The sequence below is a fragment of the Achromobacter animicus genome, from assembly GCF_040775605.1.
Lineage (GTDB): Bacteria > Pseudomonadota > Gammaproteobacteria > Burkholderiales > Burkholderiaceae_B > Achromobacter > Achromobacter animicus.
The window spans coordinates 2,477,622-2,502,792 of record NZ_JAYGJK010000001.1 but is presented as its reverse complement, the minus strand read 5'-3'; the positions used below and the strand labels follow the sequence as shown (position 1 = coordinate 2,502,792).

The following is a 25,171-nucleotide window of genomic DNA, read 5'->3' as shown; positions in this document are numbered from 1 at the left end:
CTCTGTGACCCGGTCCTTCGCGCCGGGCCACAGAGCCGCAGTACCAAGCCTCCCGATAGGGAGGCTTTTTCGTTTCTGGAAGATCGCACGCGCTGCCTGGACATAAAGATGCCGGAAGACGGGCGCAACCCCTGATGCCCCGGAACTGGAGGCGAATTCGGACGCTGCTTGGCGAAATGACCCGAACGTCTGCTTCATAGAATCTGGGTCATTATCCCGAAGCCTCAATTGTTACGCGCCCCATGTCGATTCCGGCCCCCATGCAACCCTGCCAGCGGGCAGACAACCCAGGGACTCTGGCTCCCAGCCACTCACCGCTGCATCTGCGAGCAGTCGCCCATCTATATGGTGTGGAAACGGCTCCGCTGCACCGAGCGCGCGTGCTGGTCTTGGAATGCGGTTCGGCCGAGGGGCTGTTTCCTTTCGCTCTGGCCTACCCGGATGCCGTCGTAGTCGGGCTCGACAGGCGTGCGAACCTTATTGAAATAGCGCGCGGCCGGGCGGAGCAACTCGGACTCAAGAACGTCGATCTGGCCACCGCCGGCATCTCCGATCTGCCGGCTCATACGCCGCCGTTCGACTATATCGTTGCCACCGGCTCTTACGACAGCCTGCCTGAAGAGCAGGCTCAGGAGCTGCTCGAGCGAGGCCAAGCGCTTCTTTCGCCCTTCGGCCTGCTCTACGTCGACTACCGGATCTATCCGGGCGCCAAGAGTCTCGAGGTGATGCGCGATGCCATATTGCTGCACACGCACTCCGCCAAGACCGAAGACGAGGTAAAGGGCGCGGCTCGCGCCGCATTGACGCTTTTCCAAGAAGGCATTGCGCCATCGAATCCCCTGAGCGCCTCCGTCGGCACGCTGGTCGATCAATTCTCTCGTGGACTGGACTCCGACGAGGCCGCACGTCTATTGGCGTGCACGCCCACGTATTTTGTCGAGTTTGCGGGCAAGGCGGCCCAGGCGGGACTGGCCTACGTCGGGGATGCTGATCCCTTAAGCGAAATCCCGCTGCAATTTGGCCAGAATGTGTCGCTGTCCCACAGCTTACTGAGCATGGGGCAACCGGCTGCCATGCGACAGCAGTACCTCGACTTTGCGACCGGACGAGGATTGCGTCAGAGCCTGCTGATTGCGCAACACCGCCAGCCGGAAATCCTGAGCGCCCCCGACCTTACGCGCCTCACCGATCTGAATTGGGCCAGCGGGCTGATCAGGCTCGCGGCCAGGGGGCAGGACAACGTTGTTTCCTACGCTACGCACCTCGGGCGCGGACTGGTCACCACGGACCCGCTGATGGTCGATCTGCTCAGGATCTTCGGGCGCGCTTGGCCGAGCACGCTTCCCTACTCAACACTGCTCAATGAATTGAAGCGCGGCACGTCCAAGGACGATGCAAGTTTGCGAAGCGGATTGGATAAGTGCCTCCGGACGCTTTTGGAAGCCGATCTGGCGCATGTCAGCCTGGGACCCGGCCCCTATGACGATGCCGCGAGCGACTTTCGACCTCTTCGAAGCATTGACGCGTCGGGACCGGATGCGCCATTGTTCAACCTGTGGCATGAGCCTCTGCGGCTGGTCTTCAATGAGACGCAACGCGCGCTGCTAAATGCTCTTTCCTCTGGGCAGTCGTTGCACGGGGCATTGCTTGCGGTGTCCGCGGACGCAGCTCACTCCCATGTGGGCACCTCGGAATTGAACGAGGTCCTGTCACTGGTCAAGCGTTTCGCGCTCGCGGAGGGTTCGGCGCAATCCTGGCACGCGATGCTCGAGAGCGGGCTGATAGATAGTGAAGGCGAAGGCCACTACGCAGGACATTACGTGGACGCGCTTGCGCGTCTCGGCCTGACCGGTCGGCTGCCCTCTCAGCGATCCTTGGCGCCTCCGCCTTCCATCGTGGCCCAGGCGCAGCGGCTGAACCAGGCAATGATGCGCAACGCCTATAGCGAAACAGAACCCCTCGCCCGCACGATCACCAAGCTTGCCCCGCGCTTCTTCGATGGATGGGAAGCGCTTGCCATCACGCTGTGCAACACGCGGCGTCCCGCGCAAGCGATGGTGGCAACGTTGAAAATGCTCGAACTCGAGCCCAACCACTCTCAAAGCTATATCACCTTGACCGTCTGCCTCAGCCAGCTGGAGCGGACTGCCGAGGCGATCAGCGCCGGCCGGCGCGCCGTCGAGCTGGCCCCTGGCGATGCCCATGCTCATGCGGCACTTGCTGATGCGCTAAATGCCGAAAGGCGTTATCAGGAAGCCAAACAATCCTGCGTGCGCGCCCTGGAAATAGATCCGAACCTGCAAAAAGCGCTCGCGAACCTGAGCAAGATACTCATCGACAGTGGGGACGCTGAGGGTGCGATTGCGGCAGCAAGAAACGCCGTCGCGCGTGCGCCGAAGTCGCTCGCCGCGAACAACAATCTTTTGTTCGCGTTGAACTATGCACCAACCGTGAGCCCGGAAGAGGTCTTTCAGGCCTACCAGACCTACGATCAGACCTATTGCGAACCGCTGCGCAGTACGTGGAGACCGCACAAGAACTCGCGCCAGGTGCAACGCAAGCTGAAGATAGGCTTTACGTCGCCCGACTTCCGCCAGCACTCGGGCAATTACTTTATTGAACCCGTCCTTGCTCACCTCTCCCGAGATTCCTTCGAGCTGACCGCCTATGCGGAGTTGGCGACGGAAGATGATACGACCAAGCGGTTCAAGACGTACTTCGATCATTGGGTTCCGACTTCCCCGCTCTCCGATGCTCAACTCGCGGAGCGGATTCGAGCGGACCAGATCGATATCCTGATCGACGTTGCCGGACATACAGCAGGCAATCGGCTTGCAACCTTTGCTCGCAAGCCTGCCCCGGTGTCGATGACCTGGCTCGGATACGGCTACACCACTGGGTTGACGGCTATCGACTATATCCTTACGGACGAAGCGATGGCGCCCCAGGGATGCGAGAGTCTGTTCTCAGAGACGCCATGGCGGCTCCCTGATACGAACTTCATCTATCGACCGGCAACCAGCATGGGCCAGGAAGGCCCCCTGCCGGCTATTGCCAATGAATTTGTGACGTTAGGCAGCCTGACGCGCGCCATTCGCATGAATGACCGTACCGTCAGCGTATGGGCGCAGATCATGCACCGGCTGCCCAATGCGCGCCTCACCGTCGATAGCAGTAGCTATCGCGACCAAGCAATGCAAGATGCCTTGATTGCGCGCTTCGAGAAGTATGGCGTCAATCGTACTCGGCTCGCTATCGGATGCCACAGCCCCCCCTGGGATACGCTCCGAAGCATGGATATCGGCCTTGATTGCTTCCCGCACAACTCTGGCGTCACGTTGGTGGAATCGCTTTACATGGGCGTGCCGTACATCACGCTCGCGGACCGCCCCAGCGTGGGCCGCATCGGGTCGTCTATTCTCCACGGCGTTGGCCGACCCGAATGGATTGCGCAGACGGAATCGGAGTACATCGACAAGGTCGTCGCACTGGCCAGCGACATCCCCGCCCTCGCCAAGATCCGCGCCGGCCTGCGCGACGAAATGCACGCCAGCCCCCTCATGAACGAACCCGCCTTTGCGCGCAAGTTCGAAGGTGCGCTGCGCGAAATGTTCAAGAACTGGTGCGAAACCCAAGCATGAAAGCAATCATCCTGGCCGGCGGCCTCGGCACCCGGATTTCCGAAGAGACCCACACGCGCCCCAAGCCGATGATCGAAATCGGCGGGCGGCCCATCCTGTGGCACATCATGAAGACCTATTCCGCCCACGGCGTAAACGACTTCGTCATTTGCTGCGGATACAAGGGCTACATGATCAAGGAGTACTTCGCCAACTACTTCCTGCACATGTCCGACGTCACGTTCGACATGGCCGACAACCGCATGGAAGTGCATCAGCGCAAGGCCGAACCCTGGCGCGTGACGCTGGTGGACACCGGCGAAAACACGATGACCGGCGGGCGCCTGAAGCGCGTGGCGGACTATGTGAAGGAAGACGAGGCGTTCTGCTTTACGTATGGCGACGGCGTGGCCGATATCGACATCACCGCCCTGCTCGCCTTTCACCGCAAGCACGGCAAGGCCGCCACCGTGACAGCCGTGCAACCCCCGGGCCGTTATGGCGCGCTGCGCCGCGACGGCGATCAGGTCACCGGCTTTGCGGAAAAGCCGCGCGGCGACGGCGGTCTGATCAACGGCGGCTTCTTCGTGCTGTCGCCCAGCGTACTCAAGCTGATCGAAGACGACGATTGCACGTGGGAACTCGGACCGCTGGAAGCGCTGAGCCGCGACGGCCAGCTCCACGCCTATGAACATCTGGGCTTCTGGCAGCCCATGGACACGCTGCGCGAAAAGAATCTGCTGGAATCCCTCTGGAGCACGGGCAAGGCGCCATGGAAAGTCTGGTAACGCCGAATGCCGGTTTCTGGCGCGGCAAGCGCGTCCTCCTTACCGGTCACACCGGCTTCAAGGGCGGCTGGCTGGCGATCTGGCTGCAGCGCCTGGGCGCAAAGGTGACGGGCGTGGCCCTGCCGCCGTGCACGGAGCCCAGTCTGTTTCAGGCCGCCCGCGTCGGCGCGCTGATCGACAGCCATTATTGCGACATCCGCGACGCTGCCGCGCTGCGCGAACGGGTGCAGAGCGCCCGTCCCGAAATCGTGTTGCACCTGGCCGCCCAGGCGCTGGTGCGGTCGAGCTACGCGCAGCCGGTCGAGACCTTCGCCGCCAACATCATGGGCACGGCGCACCTGCTGGATGCCCTGCGCGTCACGCCGTCGGCCCGGGTCGCGGTCATGGTCACGACCGACAAGGTCTACCGCAACAACGAATGGCCCTACCCGTACCGTGAGAGCGACGCGCTGGGCGGGCATGACCCCTACAGCGCCAGCAAGGCCGCCAGCGAACTGGTCATCGCATCCTATCGCGACGCCTTCCTGCGCGAACAAGGCCTGGCAGTCGCCAGCGCGCGTGCCGGCAATGTGATCGGCGGCGGCGACTGGTCGGCGGACCGCCTGCTGCCTGACGCCGTGCGCGCCTGGCGGAGCGGCGACGATCTGCATGTGCGGCGCCCGCAGTCGGTTCGCCCGTGGCAGCACGTCCTGGAGCCGCTTGCGGGTTACATGACCCTGGCCGAAAAGCTGTGGGAAGCGCCCGCGTTGGCCGACGCCTACAACTTCGGCCCGGATGCGGCCGAAGCGGCGCCCGTGCGCACCGTGGTGGACCTGGCCCTGTCCGCTTACGGCAAGGGCCGCGTGGCCTATGCCGAACAGATCGAAGGCCCGCATGAAGCCGGCCTGCTCACCCTGGATACGTCCAAGGCGCGCGCCGTGTTGAACGTGGCGCCCCGCTGGGCGCTGTCGCAGGCGGTGACGCACAGCATGCACTGGTACCGGCGGTTCGACGCCGGCGAAGATGCGCAGGCGCTGTGCCATGCCGACATCGACCGCTACGAGACGCGCGCATGAGCCTCGCCGTCCTCGATACCCCGATCGCTGGCTTGAAGGTCGTGCAGCGCCATCCGCGCGGCGACACGCGTGGCTTTCTGGCGCGGCTGTTCGATGCTACCGAAATGGCCGCATGCGGCTGGACCGGCCCGGTCGCGCAGGTCAACCATACCTATACGGCGCAAGCCGGCACGGTTCGCGGCATGCACTACCAGTTACCGCCCTTTGCGGAAATGAAGCTGGTGAGCTGCATCCGCGGTGTGGTCTGGGATGTCGCCATCGATCTGCGGCAGGGCTCGCCCACGTTCCTGCAATGGCATGCCGAACGTCTGTCGGCGGACAACGGCCGCGCGCTGCTGATTCCCGAAGGCTTCGCCCACGGGTTCCAGACGGTGACGGACGACGTGGAAATGCTGTATTGCCATTCCGCCTCCTACGCCCCGCAGGCCGAAGCCGGCCTGCATTACCAGGAGGCGCGCGTCGGCATCTCCTGGCCCGTCCCCCCTACCCTGGTGTCCGAGCGCGATCAGCAACATCCGCGCCTGGACGCTGCCTATTCTGGAGTTGCACTGTGAAGTGCCGCCATTGCCAGGCCGAACTGCGCCTGCCCTTTCTCGATCTGGGCCATGCCCCGCCGTCCAACGCCTATCTGACCGAAGCGGCACTACGCGGTCCTGAGACCTGGTTCCCGCTGCGCATCCTCGTGTGTGAGTCCTGCTGGCTGGTCCAGACGGAAGACCACGCGGGCCGGGAAGCCCTGTTCACCGACGACTACGCCTACTTCAGCTCGTTCTCCTCGTCGTGGCTGGCGCATTCGCGCCGCTACGTGGATGCGATGATCGGCCGTTTCGGCCTGGGCAAGGACAGCATGGTCGCCGAGATCGCAGCCAACGACGGTTATCTGCTGCAGTACGTCAAGGACGCCGGCATTCCCTGCTACGGCGTGGAGCCCACCGCCAGCACCGCGCAAGCCGCGCGCGACCGCGGCATCGACATCGTGCAGCGCTTCTTTGGCGTGGAACTGGGCGACGAGCTGACCGATACGGGACGCGCCGCCGACCTGATCGCCGCCAACAACGTGCTGGCACACGTGCCGGACGTCAACGATTTTGTCTCGGGCTTTGCCGCGCTGCTCAAGCCGCAAGGCGTGGCGACGTTCGAGTTTCCGCACCTGCTGCGCATGGTGCAGGAAGGTCAGTTCGACACGGTGTACCACGAGCACTACTCGTACCTGTCGCTTACAGCGGTCTCGCGCATCTTCACGGCCAACGGGCTGTCGGTGTTCGATGTCGAACACCTGGGCACGCACGGGGGCAGCCTGCGCGTCTTCGCGCAGCGCCTGGACACCGGCAAGCATGAAGTTGGCGCCGAAGTGGCGCGCACGCTGGACGAAGAGCAGCGCGCCGGCGTCGCCGGAACTGATTTCTACGCGCGCTTTCAGCAGCAGGCCGAACGCGTCAAGAATGACCTGCTGGCGTTCCTGGTGGAACTGCGCCGCGGCGGCAAGCGCATCGCCGCTTACGGTGCCGCAGCCAAGGGCAACACGCTGCTGAACTTTGCCGGCGTGCGTCCGGACCTGCTGCCGTATGTGGTGGACCTGAACCCCGCCAAGCAGGACAAGTACCTGCCGGGCAGCCACATTCCGATCGTGGCGGAAGCCCGGCTGCGCGAGGACCGGCCCGAGTACATCCTGATCCTGCCGTGGAATCTGAAGACCGAGGTGACGGAGCAGCTTGCCTACGCGCGCCATGAATGGGGCGCCAAGCTGGTTACCGCAATCCCTTCGCTTTCCATTGACAGCGGGCCGCACGCATGAATGGCCGGCCGGTCACCGTTCTGGGCGCCTCGGGCTTCATCGGCCGCCATCTAGTCGCGCGCCTGCGCGCCGATGGCATCGCCTGTGACGCCCCGCCGCGCCAGGACACGGACCTGTTGCGCCGCCCGCTGGGGCACGTGATCTACGCGATCGGCCTGACCTCGGACTTTCGCAGCCGTCCGCTCGACACTGTCGAGGCGCACGTGTGCCTGTTGCGCAGCCTGCTCGCCCAAGGCGATTTCGACAGTCTGACCTACCTGTCCAGCACGCGCGTCTATTCGGGCGTGAACGACACGCGTGAAAGCGCGACGCTGCGCGTCAATCCGAACGACGCGAGCGACCTGTACAACCTGTCCAAGCTCATGGGCGAATCGCTGTGCCTGCACGGCGGACGGCCGGCCAAGGTGGCGCGCCTGTCCAACATCGTGGGCCTGCGCGACGCGCCGGACAGCTTCATCGATCAATTGCTGGAGGAAGGCGCACGTGACGGCCGCATCACGCTGCGCACGGCGCTGTCCTCCCGCAAGGACTATCTGCACATCGACGACGCGGTCTCGCAGATTCTTGCCATCGCGCTATCCGACGCTACCGGCATCTTCAACGTCGCACACGGCGCGGGCGTCGAGAACCGCGAGGTCGCGGCAAACCTGCAGGATGCCCTGGGCTATCCCGTAACCGTTGCGCCCGACGCGCCGCAATGGGCCTTCGACGACATCGACGTGACCCGCACACAGGCGCTGTGCCGCCGGCCCCCGCGGCCGTTTTCCGAATTTTTCCCGAATTTTCTAGCGCAGTACCGTCTGCACAAAGGAATCTGAATGTCCTACCTTGAAACCACGCCCGACGCGCATCCGGAATACCGCCAGGAGAAGGAAGCCCGCATTGCCGGCTTTGCCAAAGACCAGGAGTTCCGCGAGCTCTCCATCGCCTGGCGCCAGATGGCGCTGGAACGCAAGTACATGAACAACTTCTCGTGGGCAGGCCGGCCGCTCATCCAGCTGCCCATGGACGCCATGGCCATGCAGGAACTGATCTGGGCCGTGAAGCCGGACCTGATCATCGAGACGGGCATCGCCCACGGCGGCTCGCTGATGCTGTCGGCCTCGATGCTGCAGCTGCTGGGCGCGGGCGACGTGGTTGGCGTGGACATCGAAATCCGCGAGCACAACCGCAAGGCCATCGAGTCCCATCCGCTGGCCAAGCGCATCCATCTGATCGAAGGCTCCAGCATCGACCCCGCGACGATCGCGCAGGTGCGCGCACATGCCGAGGGCAAGAAGAACATCATGGTGTGCCTGGACTCCAACCACACGCACGACCATGTGCTGGCCGAATTGAACGCCTATGCGGATCTCGTCAGCGTGGGCAGCTATTGCGTCGTCTTCGACACCTTCGTCGAAGACATGCCGGCCGACTATGAGTGGCCGGGCCGCCACTGGGGCAAGGGCAACAACCCCAAAACGGCCGTGTGGGAATGGATCAAGCAGCACCCCGAGTTCGAGATCGACCGCTCGGTCGAAGACCGCCTGCTCGTGACGTCCGCGCCGGACGGCTTCCTGCGCCGCAAGGCCTGATCGCGGTACGGGCGGCAGCATGATCCAGATCGATTCCACCGCGCGGGTGTCAGCGCTGGCAGACATCGAGGACTCGACGCGCGGCACGCGCATCGTGGTCGGCCCGCGCGCGGTGATCGACTCGTTTGTGAAGATCAAACCCGCGGGGGGCTCGGGCGATGTCGAGATCGGACCGGATTGCGTCATCAATTCCGGCTGCGTGCTCTACACCGGCAATGGCATCCGCATGGGCGCGCGCGTGGCGGTTGCAGCGAACTGCACCTTTGCGCCGGCCAACCATGAGTTCCGCCGCCGCGATTTGCAAATCCGCGAACAGGGCTTCCGGCCCAGCAAGGGCGGGATCGTGATCGAGGACGACGTCTGGATCGGCGCCAACTGCGTGCTGCTAGACGGTGCGGTGCTGCGCGAAGGCTGCGTCATCGCGGCCGGCAGCGTGGTGCGGGGCGAAGTCGAGGCGTATTCGATACAGGGCGGCAATCCGATGAAGCTGCTGGGACGGCGGGAAGCGACGGGGGACTGACGCGGCGGGTTGAATGCGTGGCGGAAACTTGGGCCAAGCGGCCGATTTTCGGTCCTATTCCCCGGTTGGCCCCTGCGGACATGCCTCATAATTGCGTCCGCAGCTTTTGTATCTATATCTTTCACGACATGACCGCCACGCCTCCCGATCCCCTCGCTACGCAGCACGACGGCACTCCGGATCAAGATGACCAGGGGTCGGGAGACACGCAGACCCTGCGCCTGCGCGAAGAAAACCGCGCCCTGCGCGAGCTTCTGGCTGCGCAGGTACAGGCGTCGCTACCGCGTCAGGAGCCGGGCTGGTTCAAGCGCCTGTGCTGGTGGCTGATCTCGGCGCCGGGCGCGGCGCTGGTCGGCTGGCGCAGCCTGTTCGGCCGCGAGGACGGCGAACCCATAACGCGCCGCAATGTGGGCCGCGCGACGATGACCGTGATCTACACGCTGGCCATCTATGGCGCACTGGTGCTCCTCGTGGTGTCGTGGAATTCCCCCAACATTGCACCATCGGGCGCGACATCCGCAAGCCCGGTGCGCGTGCCGTTGACGCCGCTGCCTTCCGTGACGCCAGAGTCGGACAAGGCGGGCACGCCATCTTCCGATCGCGGGCACGAAGCAACAGGTTCTGGATCGGCATCGCCGGCTGCGGGCTCGTCGTCTGGGACACCGATTGGAGCGGATCGGACCGACGCATCGCCCGCAACGGCTGAAACGGAACCAGGCACATCCACGCCCTCTGTGCCCGCCCCTGCCGTGTCATCTCGCGCTGCACCGGTGGCCTCCTCGACCGGGCTGGAGCGCTCGACACCAGCAGCGTCCTCCAACGAACCCGCCGCGCCGCAATCAACGCTGCGCATCACCGAAATTCCCGCGCCGGATCCGATGGCATGGGTCGCCAAGCTCGATGAAGAACTCGCGCAGTGCGCGGAACTCGGTTTCTTTGAGCGCCCCGAATGCGCATGGGCCGCACGCAAGCAATATTGCGAACCGAATCAGGGGTGGGGCAAAGTGAAGGAATGTCCCGCGCAGCCCTAGTGCGCCTCACGGTGAGTGTGTCCATCGCCGAACAGCGCCGACGCAAGACGCCGCGCCTGTCACATGCCCGCCACGAACCCACGCCACAATGCACTGCCGTCCACGATCATTGCGAAATGTTTTGCATCATTCGATTGGCGTGCCCCATAATGCGACTTGCTTCCGCCATTAATCCGGCCTCACATCACCAGGACACCTAGACCATGGATGCTTCCGTCAACAACACCGTCAATTCCGCCCTGGCCTTGCGCGACGCGAACCTCATGATGGAAGTGCAGGCATCGGTGACGAAGAAGGCGATCAACGCGCAAGCCGACTCGGTCGCCACGCTGCTGCAATCGCTGCCGGTGCTGGCAATCGACGGCACGCTGGGTTCGCGCATCAACACCCACGCCTGAATTCAAACCGCGCGGCGACCGGCCGCAACGGAATCAAGGCAGATAAGCCGCCCACGGGCGGCTTTTTCAATTGGACGGCTGATCGTCGGGTCAGGACAACATCTGCGACGCGCACCGCGCGAGGGATGCCGGCCTCTGCATGGCTTGCGACGCCTGCGCCGGAGCCGCCGCCCGCTCAATCCGCCGGCTTACGCTCCAACCCCACAATCAGCTTCGCCAGCAATCCATCCAGTTGCGCCTGTTCCTTTTGCGTCAATGCAGCCAGGGCCTGCTGTTCATTCGTCACATGCAGCGGCAGCAGCTTGTCGATGAGCGCCAGGCCCGCTGGCGTAAGCCGCACCAGCGTGCTGCGCCGGTCGTTCGGAGACGGCACACGTTCGATGAGGCCTTTGCGTTCGAGGCGATCCAGCCGGCTCGTCATCGCGCCTGATGACAGCATCAGGCCCTCGTGCAGATCAGTGGGTGTCATGGCGTACGGATTGCCTGACCGCCTCAACGTGGCGATGACGTCGAACTCGCCTTGGTGCAATTCGAACTGCGCGGCCAGCGGCAGGAACCAGTTGCGCTCCAGCAGATGCGTGGCTTGCAGCAGTCGCCCGACGAGCGCCATCACGTTGGCGTCGATGTCAGGACGTTCGCGCTGCCACTCTTCCTGCGCGCGCCGTGCACGGTCATTCATGGTTGCCTCTACATGAAGCTATTTACATTGGCAGCCATGATATCCCGTTGCCGAACCCACCGCCCGGTCTATATACTTCGACATCAAATAACTTGATGTCGAGATATCCATGACGCGCGTGAGGTTGCGCCCCTTGTTTGCCATCGTCGCCATCGTGGCCGTGGCGTTGAATCTGCGGCCCGCCCTGGCCGCCATCGGGCCGTTGCTGGACATGATCCAGGGGGCCACCGGCGCGACCAATACGCAGGCCAGCCTGCTGACGACGTTGCCCGTGTTCGTCATGGGGATCTGCGCGCTCGCGGGCGGGCGCCTCAACAAATACCTGAATGAACGCACCGGGATTGCACTGGGCGTGGCGCTGGTGGCCCTTGCTTGCGCCGCGCGCTATGTCGGGACGCAGACCTACGGGTTGCTATTGACGGCGGTGTTGGCGGGCGTCGGCATTGCCCTGGTGCAAACCTTGCTGCCCGCCTTTATCAAGCGCAATTTCGCGCATGACATGGGACGCGTGTTTGGCTTGTACACCACCGGCATCATGGCGGGCGCGGCCGTCGCGGCGGCCAGCGCTGCGGGGCTTGCGGGTAGCTTGGGGTGGCCCGCCGCATTGGCGTTCTGGAGCGTGCCCGCGCTGCTGGCGCTGCCGCTGTGGCTCAACGCAGCGCAAGATCGCGCCGACGCGTCATCGCCCCGGCACCGCATGGCTCGCACGGCACCACGCAGCTTCTGGCGCAATCTGCGGGCGTGGGAGCTGATGCTGTTCTTTGGCATCGGCACCGGCGCCTACACGCTGGTGCTGGCGTGGCTGCCGCCGTTCTACACCGGTCTCGGGTGGGACCCTTCCGCCGCCGGTTTTCTGCTGGGCGGCCTGACGCTTGCCGAGGTGATGGCGGGTCTGGCCGTGTCGGCGTGGATCGGCCGCTTTCCGGATCGCCGCAAGCCGCTGGCCGCCGTGCTGACCATTCTGATCTGCGGACTGACATGCCTGATCCTTGCCCCGCTCAAGTTGGCGCTGCTGGCGTGCCTGCTGCTCGGCATCGGAATCGGCGCGCTGTTTCCGTTGTCGCTGATCGTGGCGATGGACCACCTGGACGATCCGGCACAAGCGGGCATGCTGGCGGCGTTCGTGCAAGGCGGCGGCTACTTGATTGCGAGCTTCATGCCATTGCTGGCGGGCATCCTGCGCGACCGGTTTTCCAGCCTGACCGAGGCCTGGATCGTGATGCTGGGCGGCGCAGTCATGCTGCTGGCGCTGGCCCTGCGGTTTTCGCCCGCGTCGTACCGGCGAATCGACGCCTGATCACGCGCCCCTGCACTGCCCAAACAAAGGCCCCAGCAAACAACCTACGCACAGCGCTGGCACGTACAGCGTCTGCACAGACAGCCCTCGCATAAGAAACGCCTGGGCAAACAGCGCACACATCCACAACGCCCGCGCATAAAAAAGCGCCGCCCCCTCAAAAAGGGACGGCGCTTTTACTGCAACCGCAGCAAGCCGCGGCGCGTTACTTCTTCTTCATCGGCGGCAAGTCGGTGCAAACACCTTCGGCGACTTCCGCGGCCATGCCCACCGATTCACCCAGCGTCGGGTGCGGGTGGATGGTCTTGGCGATGTCGACGACGTCGGCGCCCATTTCCACGGCCAGCGCCAGTTCGCTGATCAGGTCGCCGGCATGGGTGCCCACGATGCTGCCGCCCAGGATGCGATGCGTTTCGGCGTCGAAGATGAGCTTGGTGAAGCCCTCGTCGCGGCCGTTGGCGATGGCGCGGCCCGAGGCTGCCCACGGGAACACGCCCTTCTCGATCTTGATGCCCTGCTTCTTGGCTTCTTCTTCGGTCAGGCCGACCCACGCCACTTCCGGATCGGTGTAGGCCACCGACGGGATGACGCGTGCGTCGAAGAAGGACTTCTGGCCGGCGGCGGCTTCGGCGGCGACGTGGCCTTCATGCACGGCCTTGTGGGCGAGCATGGGTTGGCCGACGATGTCGCCGATAGCGTAGATGTGCGGCACGTTGGTGCGCATCTGGCGATCGACCTCGATGAAACCGCGGTCGGTCACGGCGATGCCCGCCTTGTCGGCGCCGATCTTCTTGCCGTTGGGGCTGCGGCCGACGGCTTGCAGCACCAGGTCGTAGCGTTGCGGTTCCTTGGGTGCGCCCTCGCCTTCGAAGGTGACGTAGATGCCGTCCTTCTTGGCTTCGGCGCCCACCGTCTTGGTCTTCAACATGATGTTGTCGAAGCGGTAGGCGTTCTTCTTCTGCCACACCTTGACCAGATCGCGGTCGGCGCCCTGCATCAGGCCGTCCAGCATTTCCACGACGTCCAGGCGCGCGCCCAGCGTGGAGTACACCGTGCCCATTTCCAGGCCGATGATGCCGCCGCCAATGATCAGCATCTTCTTGGGCACTTCACGCAGCAGCAAGGCGCCGGTGGAGTCCACGATGCGCTCGTCCTGGGGCAGGAACGGCAGTTTCACCGACTGGCTGCCGGCGGCGATGATGGCCTGCTTGAAACGCAGGGTCTGGGTCTTGCCGTCGGCGCCCTTGACGGTCAGGTGGTTGGCGTCGGCGAACTCTCCCACGCCCGTCACCACAGTGACCTTGCGCGCCTTGGCCATGCCGGCCAGGCCGCCGGTCAGCTTGGCGACCACGCTGTCCTTGTAGCCGCGCAGCTTGTCCAGGTCGATCTTGGGCTCGCCGAAACTGATGCCGTGGGCAGCCAGTTCGCGGGCTTCGTCGATGATGGCGGCGTTGTGCAGCAGCGCCTTGGACGGGATGCAGCCCACGTTCAGGCAGACGCCGCCCAGCGTGCTGTAGCGTTCGACCAGGACCACGGACAGGCCCAGGTCGGCGGCGCGGAAGGCGGCGGAGTAGCCGCCGGGGCCCGCGCCCAGCACCAGCATGTCGTATTCGCCATCGGCCGAACCGCTGTAGGTGGCGGCGGCAGGCGCGGCGGCCTTGGCCGCTTCGGCCTTGGGCGCTTCAGACTTGGCAGCCGGCTTGGGATCGGCATTGGACCCAGCTTTGGGAGCCGCTTCCTTGGCGGCGCCAGCGTCAGCACCCGAGGCAGCTTCCACTTCCAGCACGACCGCGCCTTCAGCAACCTTGTCGCCGACCTTCACGGCGATGGACTTGACCACGCCGCCTTGCGACGCGGGGATTTCCATCGAGGCCTTGTCGGATTCAACGGTGATCAGGCTCTGTTCCGCCTTGATCGTGTCGCCCACCGCAACCAGCACTTCGATGACTTCCACTTCCTTGAAGTCGCCGATGTCCGGCACTTTGATTTGAACGGTATTGCTCATAGGGCTCCCCGTTTACAGCGCGATGCGGCGGAAGTCGGCCAGCAGCGCACCCAGATAGGCGTTGAAGCGCGCGGCCGCGGCGCCGTCGATGACGCGGTGGTCGTAGGACAGCGACAGCGGCACGATCAGGCGCGGCACGAATTGCTTGCCGTCCCACACAGGCTTGTGCGACGAGCGCGACACACCCAGGATCGCGACTTCAGGCGCGTTGATGATGGGCGTGAACGAGGTGCCGCCGATGCCGCCGAGCGACGAGATCGAGAAGCAGCCGCCCTGCATTTCGGCGGGCGAGATCTTGCCGTCGCGCGCCTTCTTGGACAGGTCGGTCATTTCCTGGGCGATCTGCAGGATGCCCTTCTTGTCGGCATCCCGGATCACCGGCACCACCAGCCCGTTGGGCGTGTCGGCGGCAAAGCCGATGTGGTAGTACTGCTTGAGCACCAGGTTGTCGCCGTCCAGCGAGGCGTTGAACTCGGGGAATTTCTTCAGGGCCGCAACCACGGCCTTGATCAGGAAGGCCAGCATCGTGACCTTGATGCCCGACTTCTCGTTTTCCTTGTTCAGCGTGACGCGCAGCGCTTCCAGGTCGGTGATGTCCGCTTCGTCGTTGTTGGTGACGTGCGGGATCATGACCCAGTTGCGGTGCAGGTTCGCGCCCGAGATCTTCTTGATGCGCGACAGCGGCTTGGCTTCGATCGGGCCGAACTTGGTGAAGTCGACCTTCGGCCACGGCAAGAGGCCCAGCGCCGCGCCATCGGCCGAACCGCCGGCAGCAGCGGCCGCCGGCGCAGCCGACAGGGCCTGCTTGACGAAACCGCGCACGTCGTCGGCGGTAATGCGTTCCTTGGGACCCGTGCCCTTGACCTTGGACAGGTTCACGCCCAGTTCGCGCGCAAACTTGCGCACGGACGGCGACGCGTGGGGCAGCTGGCCGGGCTTGAGGTTGGCGTCTTCCAGCGCGGCGGCGGGGGCCGGACGCGAGGCGGGCGCGGCGGCCTGCGCGGGCGCCGATTCTGCCTTGGCTTCCGGCTTGGCAGCCGGGGCCGGCGCAGCTTCGGACTTCGCGGCCGGGGCGGCAGCGGCTTGCGCGCCGCCTTCCACCACTACCACGATCGAGCCCTTGGCGACCTTGTCGCCAACCTTGACCTTCACTTCCTTGACCACGCCGCCTTGCGAGGCCGGGATCTCCATCGAGGCCTTGTCGGACTCGACGGTGATCAGGCTTTGCTCGGCCTTGATGGTGTCGCCGACCGCGACCATGACTTCGATGACTTCGACTTCCTTGAAGTCGCCGATGTCCGGCACTTCGATCTCGACCGGGCCGCTGGAGGCAGCCGGCGCGGGCGCCGAGGCCTCGGCCTTGAGCGCGGCGGCGGCGGCCTGCTTGGGTTCTTCCTTGGCGGCCGGTTTGGATTCAGCCTTGGGGGCCTCTTCCTTGGCGGCGCCAGCGTCGGCCGCTTCCACTTCCAGCACGACCGCGCCTTCGGCGACCTTGTCGCCGACCTTCACGGCGATGGACTTGACCACGCCGCCTCGCGACGCGGGGATTTCCATCGAGGCCTTGTCGGATTCGACCGTGATCAGGCTTTGTTCCGCCTTGATCGTGTCGCCCACGGCAACCAGCACTTCAATGACTTCCACTTCCTTGAAGTCGCCGATGTCGGGAACCTTGATTTGCACGATGTTGCTCATGTCTCTTTACCCTCAGGCGTATTGCGGGTTGGCTTTGTTCGGATTGATGCCGTACTTCTTGATGGCTTCGGCCACCTTGGCAACCGGCACCTTGCCTTCGTCGGCCAGCGCCCGCAGGGCGGCGACGACGACGAAGTGGCGATCCACTTCGAAGTGCTCGCGCAGCTTGGCGCGGAAATCCGAGCGGCCGAAACCATCGGTGCCCAGCACCTTGTATTCGCGGCCCTTGGGCACGAACGGACGGATCTGGTCCGCAAAGAGCTTCATGTAGTCGGTCGACGCGATGATCGGGCCTTCCGTCTTGGCCAGCTGTTCCGTGACGTAAGCGACCTGCGGCTTCTTCTCGTCGGGGTGCAGCATGTTGTGGCGTTCGGCGTCCAGGCCGTTGCGGCGCAGCTCGGTGAAGCTGGTGACGCTCCAGAGGTCGGAAGCGACATCCCAGTCGGCAGCCAGCAGTTCCTGGGCGGCCATGACTTCGCGCAGGATGGTGCCCGAACCCATGAGCTGCACGCGGTTCTTGCCCTTGCCGTGCGACTTGAGCTTGTACATGCCCTTGATGATGCCTTCCTCGTCGCCCTGGGTCAGACCGGGCTGCGGGTAGTTTTCGTTCATCACCGTCAGGTAGTAGTAGACGTTTTCCTGGTCTTCCACCATGCGCTTCAGACCGTGCTGGATGATCACGGCGAGTTCATGGCCGAACGTCGGGTCGTACGACACGCAGTTCGGGATGGTCGAGGCCAGGATGTGGCTGTGGCCGTCTTCGTGCTGCAGGCCTTCGCCGTTCAGCGTCGTGCGGCCGGCAGTGCCGCCCAGCAGGAAGCCGCGCGCCTGCATGTCGCCGGCGGCCCAGGCCAGGTCGCCGATACGCTGGAACCCGAACATCGAGTAGTAGATGAAGAACGGGATCATGATGCGGTTGTTCGAGGAGTACGACGTGGCCGCCGCAATCCACGAGCTCATCGCGCCCGCTTCGTTGATGCCTTCCTGCAGAAGCTGGCCGTCGGCCGCTTCCTTGTAGTACATGACCTGGTCCTTGTCGACCGGGGTGTACTTCTGGCCTTCCGGCGCGTAGATGCCGATCTGGCGGAACAGGCCTTCCATGCCGAAGGTGCGCGATTCGTCGGCCAGGATCGGCACGACGCGCGGACCCAGTTCCTTGTCGCGCAGCACCTGGTTCAGGATGCGCACGAAGGCTTGGGTGGTCGAGATTTCGCGGCCTTCCGCGGTGGGTTCCAGCACGGCCTTGAAGGCGTCCAGCGCGGGGGCCTTCAGTTGCTCGTCGGCCTTAGCGCGGCGGCGCGGCAGGTAGCCGCCCAGCGCGGCGCGGCGCTCGTGCAGGTACTTCATTTCGGGCGAATCTTCGGCCGGCTTGAAGTACGGCAGATCGGCCAGCTTGTCGTCCGGGATCGGGATGCCGAAGCGGTCGCGGAATTCGCGGATGGAATCCAGTTCCAGCTTCTTTTGCTGGTGGGTCGGGTTCTTGGCCTGGCCGACGTGGCCCATGCCGTAGCCCTTGATGGTCTTGGCCAGGATGACGGTCGGCTGGCCGGTGTGGTCGGTGGCCGACTTGAAGGCCGCGTACACCTTGTGGGGATCATGGCCGCCACGGTTCAGGCGCCAGATGTCCTCGTCGCTCATGCGCGACACGGCTTCCAGCAGCTTGGGGTGCTTGCCAAAGAAATGTTCGCGGACGAACTTGCCGTCGTTGGCCTTGTACGCCTGGTACTCGCCGTCGACGGTTTCTTCCATGATCTGGCGCAGGATGCCTTCCTTGTCGTGCGCGAGCAGCGGATCCCAATAGCCGCCCCAGATCAGCTTGATGACGTTCCAGCCCGAACCGCGGAAGTCGCCTTCCAGTTCCTGGATGATCTTGCCGTTGCCGCGCACCGGGCCGTCCAGGCGCTGCAGGTTGCAGTTGATGACGAAGATCAGGTTGTCGAGCTTTTCGCGGGCCGCGAGAGCGATGGCGCCCAGCGACTCGGGTTCGTCCATTTCGCCGTCGCCGCAGAACACCCAGACCTTGCGGTTGCTGGTGTCGGCGATGCCGCGGGCGTGCAGGTACTTCAGGAAGCGGGCTTGGTAGATGGCCATCAGCGGGCCCAGGCCCATCGACACCGTCGGGAACTGCCAGAAGTCCGGCATCAGCTTCGGATGCGGGTACGAGGACAGGCCCTTGCCGTCCACTTCCTGGCGGAAGTGGTTCAGCTGGTCTTCGGTCAGGCGGCCTTCAAGGTAGGCGCGGCCGTACATGCCGGGCGAGGTGTGGCCCTGGAAGTAGACCAGGTCGCCGCCGTGGCCTTCGTCTTCGGCGTGCCAGAAGTGGTTCTGGCCGCAGCCGATCATGGTGGCCAGCGAGGCGAACGACGCGATGTGGCCGCCCAGGTCGCCGCCATCGGGCGGGTTGTGCTTGTTGGCCTTGACCACCATGGCCATGGCGTTCCAGCGCACGTACGAGCGGATGCGCGTTTCCAGTTCCAGGTTGCCCGGGTGCGCCGGCTCCAGGCCGGGGGGAATCGTATTGACGTAAGCGGTATTGGGCGAGAACGGGATGTGAGCGCCGGAGCGACGGGCTTCGTCGATCAGGCGTTCCAGCAGGTAATGGGCGCGCTGCGGTCCTTCGCGATCAAGGACGGCTGCCAGGGCTTCGAGCCACTCCTGGGTTTCAAGGGTGTCTTCGTCGTTGGCGGCCTGTACGGCGCCAGCCTGGGCGTTAGAGGACATCGTGTGTCTCCTGTTGGGGTTCGTCGTGACCACACACCCGCTTATTGATCTACTCGCGGACATTGCATGGTAGCCGGGATCATCCGGGCTACCATGCAATGCATGGGGTCGGGGTGTTCAAAGGACCTGCCAGGGGCGGGTTTCCTGTCAGGCGGCATTCTAAGAAAGAAGATTAACCGGTCGCAAGGAAAATTTCATGTTGCGGTACGGCATTTCATAATGCGGAAAGTTGAACGGAAGCTGAATCGCTGAACGCCATACTTTTTACGGTCTAGGCCGAATGGTGGACTTGATTCCCGGCAATTCCCTCCCAACACGCACTAAAATGCGCGGTCTACCGGCCCCGAATTCCATGTCCAGCGCGCCCAAGTCCAACATACCCACGCCTTTCCACGACCACGCCCGCACCCGGCGGCGCGGGGTGTACTGGGTCACGCCCGCCATGGTGCTGATCCTCTATATCTGTGTGATGGCGGTGTTCTTCTGGCTGCAGCGCATCCATGACGACAGCGTCATGTTTGTCACGATAGACCAGGAGCTGCGTCAGCAACGCCTGATCTGGGTCGTGCTGGCGCTGTCCTGCGTCATCGTCATCAGCCTGCTCATGCTGTGGCGCTACACCCGCTTCCGGTCCACCGCCGAGGCCGCGCTCATTGCCGAAACAGGTTTCCGGCGCGCCATGGAAAACTCCATGTCCACGGGCATGCGCGTGCTCGACATGGAAGGCCGCATCGCCTACGTGAACCCCGCCTTCTGCCGGATGATCGGCTGGAACGAGGCCGACCTGATCGGCCGCAGCCCGCCTTTCCCCTATTGGGTGCCGGGCCGCCACGAACAACACCAGCACACGCTGGACGTGCTGATGTCGGGCAAGACCCCCAGCAGCGGCCTGGAAGTCGAGGCGCAGCGGCGCGACGGCTCGCGCTTTACGGCGCGCATGTATGTGTCCCCGTTGCTGGACCCCAACGGCAACCAGATCGGCTGGATGACGTCCATGACGGACATCACCGAGCCCAAGCGCATCCGCGAGGCCCTGACCGCCGCGCACGAGCGCTTCATGACCGTGCTGGAAGGCCTGGACGACGCCATCTCGGTCACGGCCGACACCCACGACGGCCTGGAACTGCTGTTCGCCAACCGCACGTACCGCCGCGTGTTCGGCGCGCAGACGGGTGGCCACGACGAACTGCTGGCCGGCCGCCGCGGCCGCTTCACCGACGAATCGGTCGAGGTCTTTGCGCCGTCGGTGCAGCGCTGGTTTGAAGTGCACCACCGCATGCTGGCCTGGACGGACGGCCGCCGCGTGCGTATGCAGGTGGCGCGCGACATCACCGAGCGCCGCGGCCACGAGGAAGCGTCGCGCGTGCAGCAGGAAAAGATTCAGCTCACCAGCCGCCTGACCACGATGGGCGAAATGGCCTCGTCGCTGGCGCATGAACTGAACCAGCCGCTGACGGCCATCGCCAACTACAGCATGGGCGCGGTGGCGCTGGTCAAGGCCGGCCACACCAGTCCCAACATGCTGCTGCCCGCGCTGGAAAAGGCCGCGTCCCAAGCCGAGCGCGCCGGCAAGATCATCAGCCGCATCCGCGAATTCGTGAAGCGCAGCGAGCCGCGCCGCCAGCGCGTCGCCATCGGCCGCATCGTCGACAACGCCATCGGCTTTGCCGAAATCGACGCCCGCAAGCGCCGTATCCGCATCGACAGCTTCGTGCCGTCCAACGCGCCTGACGTCCTGGCCGACCCCATCCTGATCGAACAGGTGTTGCTGAACCTGCTCAAGAACGGACTGGAAGCCATGGAAAAGAGCGAGTCCGACGAGCTTAAGGTTGCCGTAATTCTTCACGAGCAGCATATCGAGGTGGCCGTGGTGGACCGCGGTCACGGCCTGGCCGAACCCGAGCGCCTGTTCGAACCGTTCTTCAGCACCAAGTCGCAGGGCCTGGGCATGGGGCTGAACATCTGCCGTACCATTATCGAATCGCATCACGGCCGCCTGTGGGCTGACCCCAATCCCGCCGGCGGTACTATCTTCCGCTTCACCCTGCCCTGCGCTGCGACCCAGACGCAGGCCCAGAACGATCAGTCCGAGGAGTTGCACGCATGAACACGCCCCACCTGTCGAGCACGGTATTCATTGTCGATGACGACGAAGCGGTCCGCGATTCGCTGCGCTGGCTGCTGGAAGCCAATGGATACCGCGTTCGCGCCTACGCCAGCGGCGAGTCCTTCCTGGAAGACTACGACGCCAGCCAGATCGGCGTGCTGATCGCCGACGTGCGCATGCCCGGCATGAGCGGCCTGGAGCTGCAGGAACAGCTCATCATCCGCAACGCGCCGCTGCCCATCGTGTTCATCACGGGCCACGGCGACGTCCCCATGGCGGTGTCCACCATGAAGAAAGGCGCCGTCGACTTCCTGGAAAAACCGTTCAACGAATCCGACCTGCGCGAAATCGTGGCGCGCATGCTGGAGCAGGCCACGCAGCGCGTGAGCAAGCACCAGGCCCAGAAGGACCACGAAGCCATGCTGGCCCGCCTGACCGCGCGCGAGCAACAGGTGCTGGAGCGCATCGTCGCCGGCCGCTTGAACAAGCAGATCGCCGACGACCTGGGCATCAGCATCAAGACCGTCGAGGCGCACCGCGCCAACATTATGGAAAAACTTGAAGTGACCACCGTTGCAGATTTGATGAAAGTGGCCCTGGCCAAACCCGAGGCACACGCATGACCGCAAGGATTATTGACGGCGCGGCCCTTTCGCAGCGCATTCGCGAAGAAGTCGCCCAGCGTGTTTCGGCCCTGGCCGAAAAAGGCACCCGCCCCGGCCTGGCCGTCGTGCTGGTCGGCGCGGACCCCGCCTCGCAGGTGTATGTGCGCAACAAGGTCGCGGCCTGCGAAAAGGCCGGACTGCATTCCGTGAAAGAGCAATACCCGGCCGAGATGACCGAGGCCGAACTGCTGGCCCGCATCGACGTGCTGAACCAGGATCCCAGCATCCACGGCATTCTGGTGCAGTTGCCCCTGCCCAAGCACATGGATGCCCACAAGGTCATCGAGGCCATCGCGGCCGAGAAGGACGTTGACGGCTTCCATATCAGCAACGCGGGCCTGCTCATGACCGGGCAGCCGCTGTTCCGTCCCTGCACGCCGTACGGCGTGATGAAGATGCTGGAATCGGAAGGCGTGACGCTGCGCGGCGCTGAGGCCGTCATCGTCGGCGCCAGCAACATCGTGGGCAAGCCCATGGCCATGCTGCTGCTGCAGGCCGGCGCCACCATCACGATCTGCAACTCCAAGACGCGCGACCTGGCGGCCCAGACCCGCCGCGCCGACGTGCTGGTCGTCGCCACCGGCAAGCCCGGCATGATCGACGGTTCGATGATCAAGCCCGGCGCCGTCGTCATCGACGTGGGCATCAACCGCGGCGCCGACGGCAAGCTGTGCGGCGACGTGGACTTTGCTTCCGCCAAGGAAGTGGCCGGCGCGATCACGCCCGTGCCGGGCGGCGTGGGTCCGATGACCATCGCCATGCTGCTGGTCAATACGGTCGAAGCGGCCGAACGCGCTGCCGGGTAAAGCGTAGACCTCGGTGTCTGACACCCGTGTGAGATGCACTTCAGCTTGGACGGGTGCCTCAGGGGTGTCAGACACCTGCCGCGAATTGGTGACGAACACCATCCGATCCTCGGCGCCGCCGGGCATGGCGCCATCCCCTTGGTCAGGCCTTGCGTTCAGGCCGATCGCCCTCACTTGATCCTTATCGCCTTCGCCGGCGCGCCTGACGCGCCGCCTGCCACTCATAAGCCGGTAACACCATGACCCAGAACCCCCTGCTCGCTCCCGTGTCCGAACTGGTCGATTACGCGGCCGTCAAACCCGCGCACATCGTGCCCGCCGTCGAGGAACTGCTGGGCATTGCCCGCAAGGCCGTCGACCACGCCGCCGACCCCGCGCTCGCGCCCACCTGGGAAGCCGTGGCCGAGCCCCTGGACACCGCGTCCGAGCGCCTGTGGCGCGCCTGGTCGGTGGCTGGCCACCTGAATGCCGTGGTCAACACGCCCGAACTGCGCGAAGCCTATAACGCCGCCCTGCCGCTGGTCACCGAGTTTTCGACCTGGGTCGGCCTGCACGAAGGCCTGTACAAGCAATACCAGCGGCTGGCTGCCGCACCCGACTTCGCGTCCTGGCCGCCGGTGCGCCGCCGCATCGTCGAAATGGCCTTGCGCGATTTCCGCCTGAGCGGCGTCGAACTGCAAGGCGCCGACCGCGAACGCTATGCCGCGATTTCCGACCGCGAGGCCCAGGCGTCGCAGAAGTTTTCTGAAAACGTGCTGGATTCCATCGATGCGTGGTCGCTGATCGTTGAAGACGAAAGCCGCCTGGCCGGCGTTCCGGCGGACGTGATTGCCGCCGCCCGCGCCGCGGCCGAGGAAGACGGCAAGGCCGGCTGGAAGCTCACGCTGAAGATGCCCTGCTACCTGCCCGTCATGCAGTACGCGAAGGACCGCTCGCTGCGCGAGGCGCTGTATCGCGGCTACGGCACGGTCGCGTCCGAACAGGGCGACGCCAAGTTCGACAACTCCCCGCTGATCGAAGAACTGCTGGCGCTCCGCGCCGAGGAATCGGGCCTGCTGGGTCTGGGCACCTTCGCTGCGCTGCGTCTGCAGACGCGCATGGCCCGCGACGCCAAGGAAGTCACCGTGTTCCTGCGCGACCTGGCCGCCCGCGCCAAGCCGTACGCGCAGCGGGATCTGGCGGAACTCACCGCCTACGCCACCGGCGAGCTGGGGCTGGACAGCCTGCAGCCCTGGGACGTGGCCTACGCCTCGGAACGCCTGCGTGAATCGCGCTACGCGTATTCCGAAGACGAGGTGAAGCAATACTTCACCGAACCGCGCGTGCTGGCGGGCCTGTTTGACGTCATCCAGACGTTGTTTGGCGTACGCCTGACCGAAACGCCCGTATCGTCCTGGCACGGCGACGTCCGCGGCGTGCGGGTCGAAAGCCCCGAAGGCGCGCTGATCGGCCACCTGTACCTGGACCTGTACGCGCGCGCCGGCAAGCAGAACGGCGCCTGGGTCGACAGCGAGCGCACGCGCCGCGTCGTGGCCGGCAAGGTGCAGACGCCGATCGCGTACCTGACCTGCAATTTCTCGCGTCCCAACGGCGACCGTCCGGCCGTGCTGACGCACGACGACGTCATCACCCTCTTCCACGAAACCGGCCACGCGCTGCACGCGCTGCTGTCCGAAGTCGACGAGCCCGGCGCCGCGGCGTTTGCCAGCGTGGAATGGGACGCCATCGAACTGCCCTCGCAGTTCATGGAGAACTTCTGCTGGGAATGGGCCGTGGTGCAGAAGCTGTCGGCGCACGTGGACACCGGCGAGCCGCTGCCGCGCGCGCTCTACGACCGCCTGGTCGCCGCCCGCAATTATCAAAGCGGCATGCAGACTGTGCGCCAGATTGAATTCGCGCTGTTCGACATGCTGATGCACGATCGCAGCAAGGGCGCGTCGATTTCCGAGGTGCTGGCGCTGTTGCAGGAAGTGCGCAAGGAAGTTGCCGTGCTGTTCCCGCCCGAATGGCATCGCCTGCCGCACGCCTTCTCGCACCTGTTCGCGGGCGGCTACGGCGCGGGCTATTACAGCTACAAGTGGGCCGAAGTGCTGTCGGCGGATGCCTACGAAGCCTTTGAGGAAGCCGCCGCCAGGCAGGCCGGCAACGCGCTGGGCACGCTGGATCCGGAGACGGGTGCGCGCTTCCGCCGCGAAGTGCTGGCCGTGGGCGGCTCGCGCCCGGCGGCCGAATCGTTCGCCGCATTCCGCGGCCGCGCGCCGCGTATTGATGCGCTGCTGCGCCATAGCGGGATGACGGCGAGCTGATGGCGGTGTCAGACACCTGACGCCTGTCGCACGCCGCACCTGCCAAAACGGCCCGCCATCGCGCGGGCCGTTTTTTTTGCTCCGGGCTTGCGCGCGCACAAGGCATGGCGGC

19 protein-coding genes are annotated in these 25,171 nt (G+C 64.8%); 15 read left to right on the top strand and 4 right to left on the bottom strand.

Features of this window, described 5'->3' with window-relative positions; translation table 11 throughout:
• The first annotated feature begins 380 nt into the window (after positions 1–380).
• From AB3147_RS11235 to AB3147_RS11190, 10 genes are all read left to right on the top strand, one after another.
• Positions 381–3,641 (top strand): O-linked N-acetylglucosamine transferase family protein, encoded by a 3,261-nt coding sequence (locus AB3147_RS11235; protein ID WP_367351968.1) that lies wholly within the window; start codon positions 381–383, stop codon positions 3,639–3,641.
• The gene (gene rfbF / locus AB3147_RS11230) at positions 3,638–4,408 is read left to right on the top strand and encodes a glucose-1-phosphate cytidylyltransferase (protein ID WP_218343524.1); all 771 of its coding nucleotides are present in this window, start codon (positions 3,638–3,640) and stop codon (positions 4,406–4,408) included. Before AB3147_RS11235 ends, rfbF begins: the two co-directional genes overlap by 4 nt.
• Complete coding sequence (gene rfbG / locus AB3147_RS11225; protein WP_218343523.1) at positions 4,393–5,463, top strand: CDP-glucose 4,6-dehydratase; 1,071 nt, start codon at positions 4,393–4,395, stop codon at positions 5,461–5,463. The genes rfbF and rfbG overlap by 16 nt, the downstream gene beginning before the upstream one ends.
• Positions 5,460–6,017, top strand: a complete 558-nt coding sequence (locus AB3147_RS11220) for a dTDP-4-dehydrorhamnose 3,5-epimerase family protein (protein WP_367351967.1) — start codon at positions 5,460–5,462, stop codon at positions 6,015–6,017. The genes rfbG and AB3147_RS11220 overlap by 4 nt, the downstream gene beginning before the upstream one ends.
• Positions 6,014–7,258, top strand: a complete 1,245-nt coding sequence (locus tag AB3147_RS11215) for a methyltransferase domain-containing protein (RefSeq protein WP_367351966.1) — start codon at positions 6,014–6,016, stop codon at positions 7,256–7,258. The genes AB3147_RS11220 and AB3147_RS11215 overlap by 4 nt, the downstream gene beginning before the upstream one ends.
• Positions 7,255–8,076, top strand: coding sequence for an NAD-dependent epimerase/dehydratase family protein (locus tag AB3147_RS11210; protein ID WP_367351965.1), 822 nt, complete (start codon positions 7,255–7,257; stop codon positions 8,074–8,076). The genes AB3147_RS11215 and AB3147_RS11210 overlap by 4 nt, the downstream gene beginning before the upstream one ends.
• The gene (locus tag AB3147_RS11205) at positions 8,077–8,832 is read left to right on the top strand and encodes a cephalosporin hydroxylase family protein (RefSeq protein ID WP_218343519.1); all 756 of its coding nucleotides are present in this window, start codon (positions 8,077–8,079) and stop codon (positions 8,830–8,832) included.
• A gap of 19 nt (positions 8,833–8,851) precedes the next feature.
• The gene (locus AB3147_RS11200; protein WP_218343518.1) at positions 8,852–9,352 is read left to right on the top strand and encodes an acyltransferase; all 501 of its coding nucleotides are present in this window, start codon (positions 8,852–8,854) and stop codon (positions 9,350–9,352) included.
• Positions 9,353–9,480: 128 nt separating this feature from the next.
• Complete coding sequence (locus tag AB3147_RS11195) at positions 9,481–10,383, top strand: hypothetical protein (RefSeq protein WP_367351964.1); 903 nt, start codon at positions 9,481–9,483, stop codon at positions 10,381–10,383.
• Positions 10,384–10,586: 203 nt separating this feature from the next.
• The gene (locus tag AB3147_RS11190) at positions 10,587–10,781 is read left to right on the top strand and encodes a putative motility protein (protein WP_056316520.1); all 195 of its coding nucleotides are present in this window, start codon (positions 10,587–10,589) and stop codon (positions 10,779–10,781) included.
• 175 nt (positions 10,782–10,956) lie between these two features.
• Here AB3147_RS11190 and AB3147_RS11185 read toward each other — a convergent pair whose 3' ends face one another.
• The gene (locus tag AB3147_RS11185; protein ID WP_367351963.1) at positions 10,957–11,460 is read right to left on the bottom strand and encodes a MarR family winged helix-turn-helix transcriptional regulator; all 504 of its coding nucleotides are present in this window, start codon (positions 11,458–11,460) and stop codon (positions 10,957–10,959) included.
• A gap of 109 nt (positions 11,461–11,569) precedes the next feature.
• Between AB3147_RS11185 and AB3147_RS11180 the strand changes: the two genes are divergently transcribed.
• Positions 11,570–12,757 carry an MFS transporter gene (locus AB3147_RS11180; RefSeq protein WP_367351962.1) on the top strand — a complete coding sequence of 396 codons (1,188 nt, stop codon included), beginning with the start codon at positions 11,570–11,572 and terminating at the stop codon, positions 12,755–12,757.
• A 205-nt stretch (positions 12,758–12,962) separates the two neighbouring features.
• On the opposite strand, the gene lpdA is transcribed toward AB3147_RS11180, so the two are convergent.
• Genes lpdA through aceE form a run of 3 tightly spaced genes read right to left on the bottom strand, consistent with a single transcriptional unit; the run spans position 12,963 to position 19,175 of the window.
• Positions 12,963–14,762: a dihydrolipoyl dehydrogenase gene (gene lpdA / locus AB3147_RS11175; RefSeq protein WP_367351961.1), complete on the bottom strand. Its 1,800-nt coding sequence runs from the start codon at positions 14,760–14,762 to the stop codon at positions 12,963–12,965.
• 12 nt (positions 14,763–14,774) lie between these two features.
• Positions 14,775–16,454 (bottom strand): dihydrolipoyllysine-residue acetyltransferase, encoded by a 1,680-nt coding sequence (gene aceF, locus AB3147_RS11170; protein WP_367351960.1) that lies wholly within the window; start codon positions 16,452–16,454, stop codon positions 14,775–14,777.
• 12 nt (positions 16,455–16,466) lie between these two features.
• Positions 16,467–19,175 carry a pyruvate dehydrogenase (acetyl-transferring), homodimeric type gene (aceE, locus tag AB3147_RS11165; protein ID WP_367351959.1) on the bottom strand — a complete coding sequence of 903 codons (2,709 nt, stop codon included), beginning with the start codon at positions 19,173–19,175 and terminating at the stop codon, positions 16,467–16,469.
• A 352-nt stretch (positions 19,176–19,527) separates the two neighbouring features.
• Here aceE and AB3147_RS11160 point away from each other — a divergent pair, with 352 nt between their 5' ends.
• The 4 genes from AB3147_RS11160 (at position 19,528) to AB3147_RS11145 (ending at position 25,059) form a co-directional block, all read left to right on the top strand.
• Entirely contained in the window at positions 19,528–21,282 is a 1,755-nt protein-coding gene (locus tag AB3147_RS11160; protein WP_105238467.1) for a PAS domain-containing sensor histidine kinase, read from the top strand.
• Positions 21,279–21,905, top strand: coding sequence for a response regulator transcription factor (locus AB3147_RS11155; RefSeq protein ID WP_056570132.1), 627 nt, complete (start codon positions 21,279–21,281; stop codon positions 21,903–21,905). Before AB3147_RS11160 ends, AB3147_RS11155 begins: the two co-directional genes overlap by 4 nt.
• Positions 21,902–22,753: a bifunctional methylenetetrahydrofolate dehydrogenase/methenyltetrahydrofolate cyclohydrolase FolD gene (gene folD / locus AB3147_RS11150; protein WP_175126081.1), complete on the top strand. Its 852-nt coding sequence runs from the start codon at positions 21,902–21,904 to the stop codon at positions 22,751–22,753. The genes AB3147_RS11155 and folD overlap by 4 nt, the downstream gene beginning before the upstream one ends.
• 239 nt (positions 22,754–22,992) lie before the next feature.
• Positions 22,993–25,059 (top strand): M3 family metallopeptidase, encoded by a 2,067-nt coding sequence (locus tag AB3147_RS11145; RefSeq protein WP_175126080.1) that lies wholly within the window; start codon positions 22,993–22,995, stop codon positions 25,057–25,059.
• Positions 25,060–25,171 lie beyond the last annotated feature (112 nt).

Excerpts from the sequence above, each read along its gene's own strand:
- AB3147_RS11210 (WP_367351965.1), top strand. The coding sequence starts at position 7,255 with ATGAATGGCCGGCCGGTCACCGTTCTGGGCGCCTCGGGCTTCATCGGC.
- folD (WP_175126081.1), top strand. The coding sequence starts at position 21,902 with ATGACCGCAAGGATTATTGACGGCGCGGCCCTTTCGCAGCGCATTCGC.
- aceF (WP_367351960.1), bottom strand. The coding sequence starts at position 16,454 with ATGAGCAACATCGTGCAAATCAAGGTTCCCGACATCGGCGACTTCAAG.
- rfbG (WP_218343523.1), top strand. The coding sequence starts at position 4,393 with ATGGAAAGTCTGGTAACGCCGAATGCCGGTTTCTGGCGCGGCAAGCGC.
- AB3147_RS11180 (WP_367351962.1), top strand. The coding sequence starts at position 11,570 with ATGACGCGCGTGAGGTTGCGCCCCTTGTTTGCCATCGTCGCCATCGTG.
- AB3147_RS11190 (WP_056316520.1), top strand. The coding sequence starts at position 10,587 with ATGGATGCTTCCGTCAACAACACCGTCAATTCCGCCCTGGCCTTGCGC.
- rfbF (WP_218343524.1), top strand. The coding sequence starts at position 3,638 with ATGAAAGCAATCATCCTGGCCGGCGGCCTCGGCACCCGGATTTCCGAA.
- aceE (WP_367351959.1), bottom strand. The coding sequence starts at position 19,175 with ATGTCCTCTAACGCCCAGGCTGGCGCCGTACAGGCCGCCAACGACGAA.
- lpdA (WP_367351961.1), bottom strand. The coding sequence starts at position 14,762 with ATGAGCAATACCGTTCAAATCAAAGTGCCGGACATCGGCGACTTCAAG.
- AB3147_RS11220 (WP_367351967.1), top strand. The coding sequence starts at position 5,460 with ATGAGCCTCGCCGTCCTCGATACCCCGATCGCTGGCTTGAAGGTCGTG.
- AB3147_RS11205 (WP_218343519.1), top strand. The coding sequence starts at position 8,077 with ATGTCCTACCTTGAAACCACGCCCGACGCGCATCCGGAATACCGCCAG.
- AB3147_RS11185 (WP_367351963.1), bottom strand. The coding sequence starts at position 11,460 with ATGAATGACCGTGCACGGCGCGCGCAGGAAGAGTGGCAGCGCGAACGT.
- AB3147_RS11155 (WP_056570132.1), top strand. The coding sequence starts at position 21,279 with ATGAACACGCCCCACCTGTCGAGCACGGTATTCATTGTCGATGACGAC.
- AB3147_RS11195 (WP_367351964.1), top strand. The coding sequence starts at position 9,481 with ATGACCGCCACGCCTCCCGATCCCCTCGCTACGCAGCACGACGGCACT.
- AB3147_RS11160 (WP_105238467.1), top strand. The coding sequence starts at position 19,528 with ATGTCCAGCGCGCCCAAGTCCAACATACCCACGCCTTTCCACGACCAC.
- AB3147_RS11200 (WP_218343518.1), top strand. The coding sequence starts at position 8,852 with ATGATCCAGATCGATTCCACCGCGCGGGTGTCAGCGCTGGCAGACATC.
- AB3147_RS11145 (WP_175126080.1), top strand. The coding sequence starts at position 22,993 with ATGACCCAGAACCCCCTGCTCGCTCCCGTGTCCGAACTGGTCGATTAC.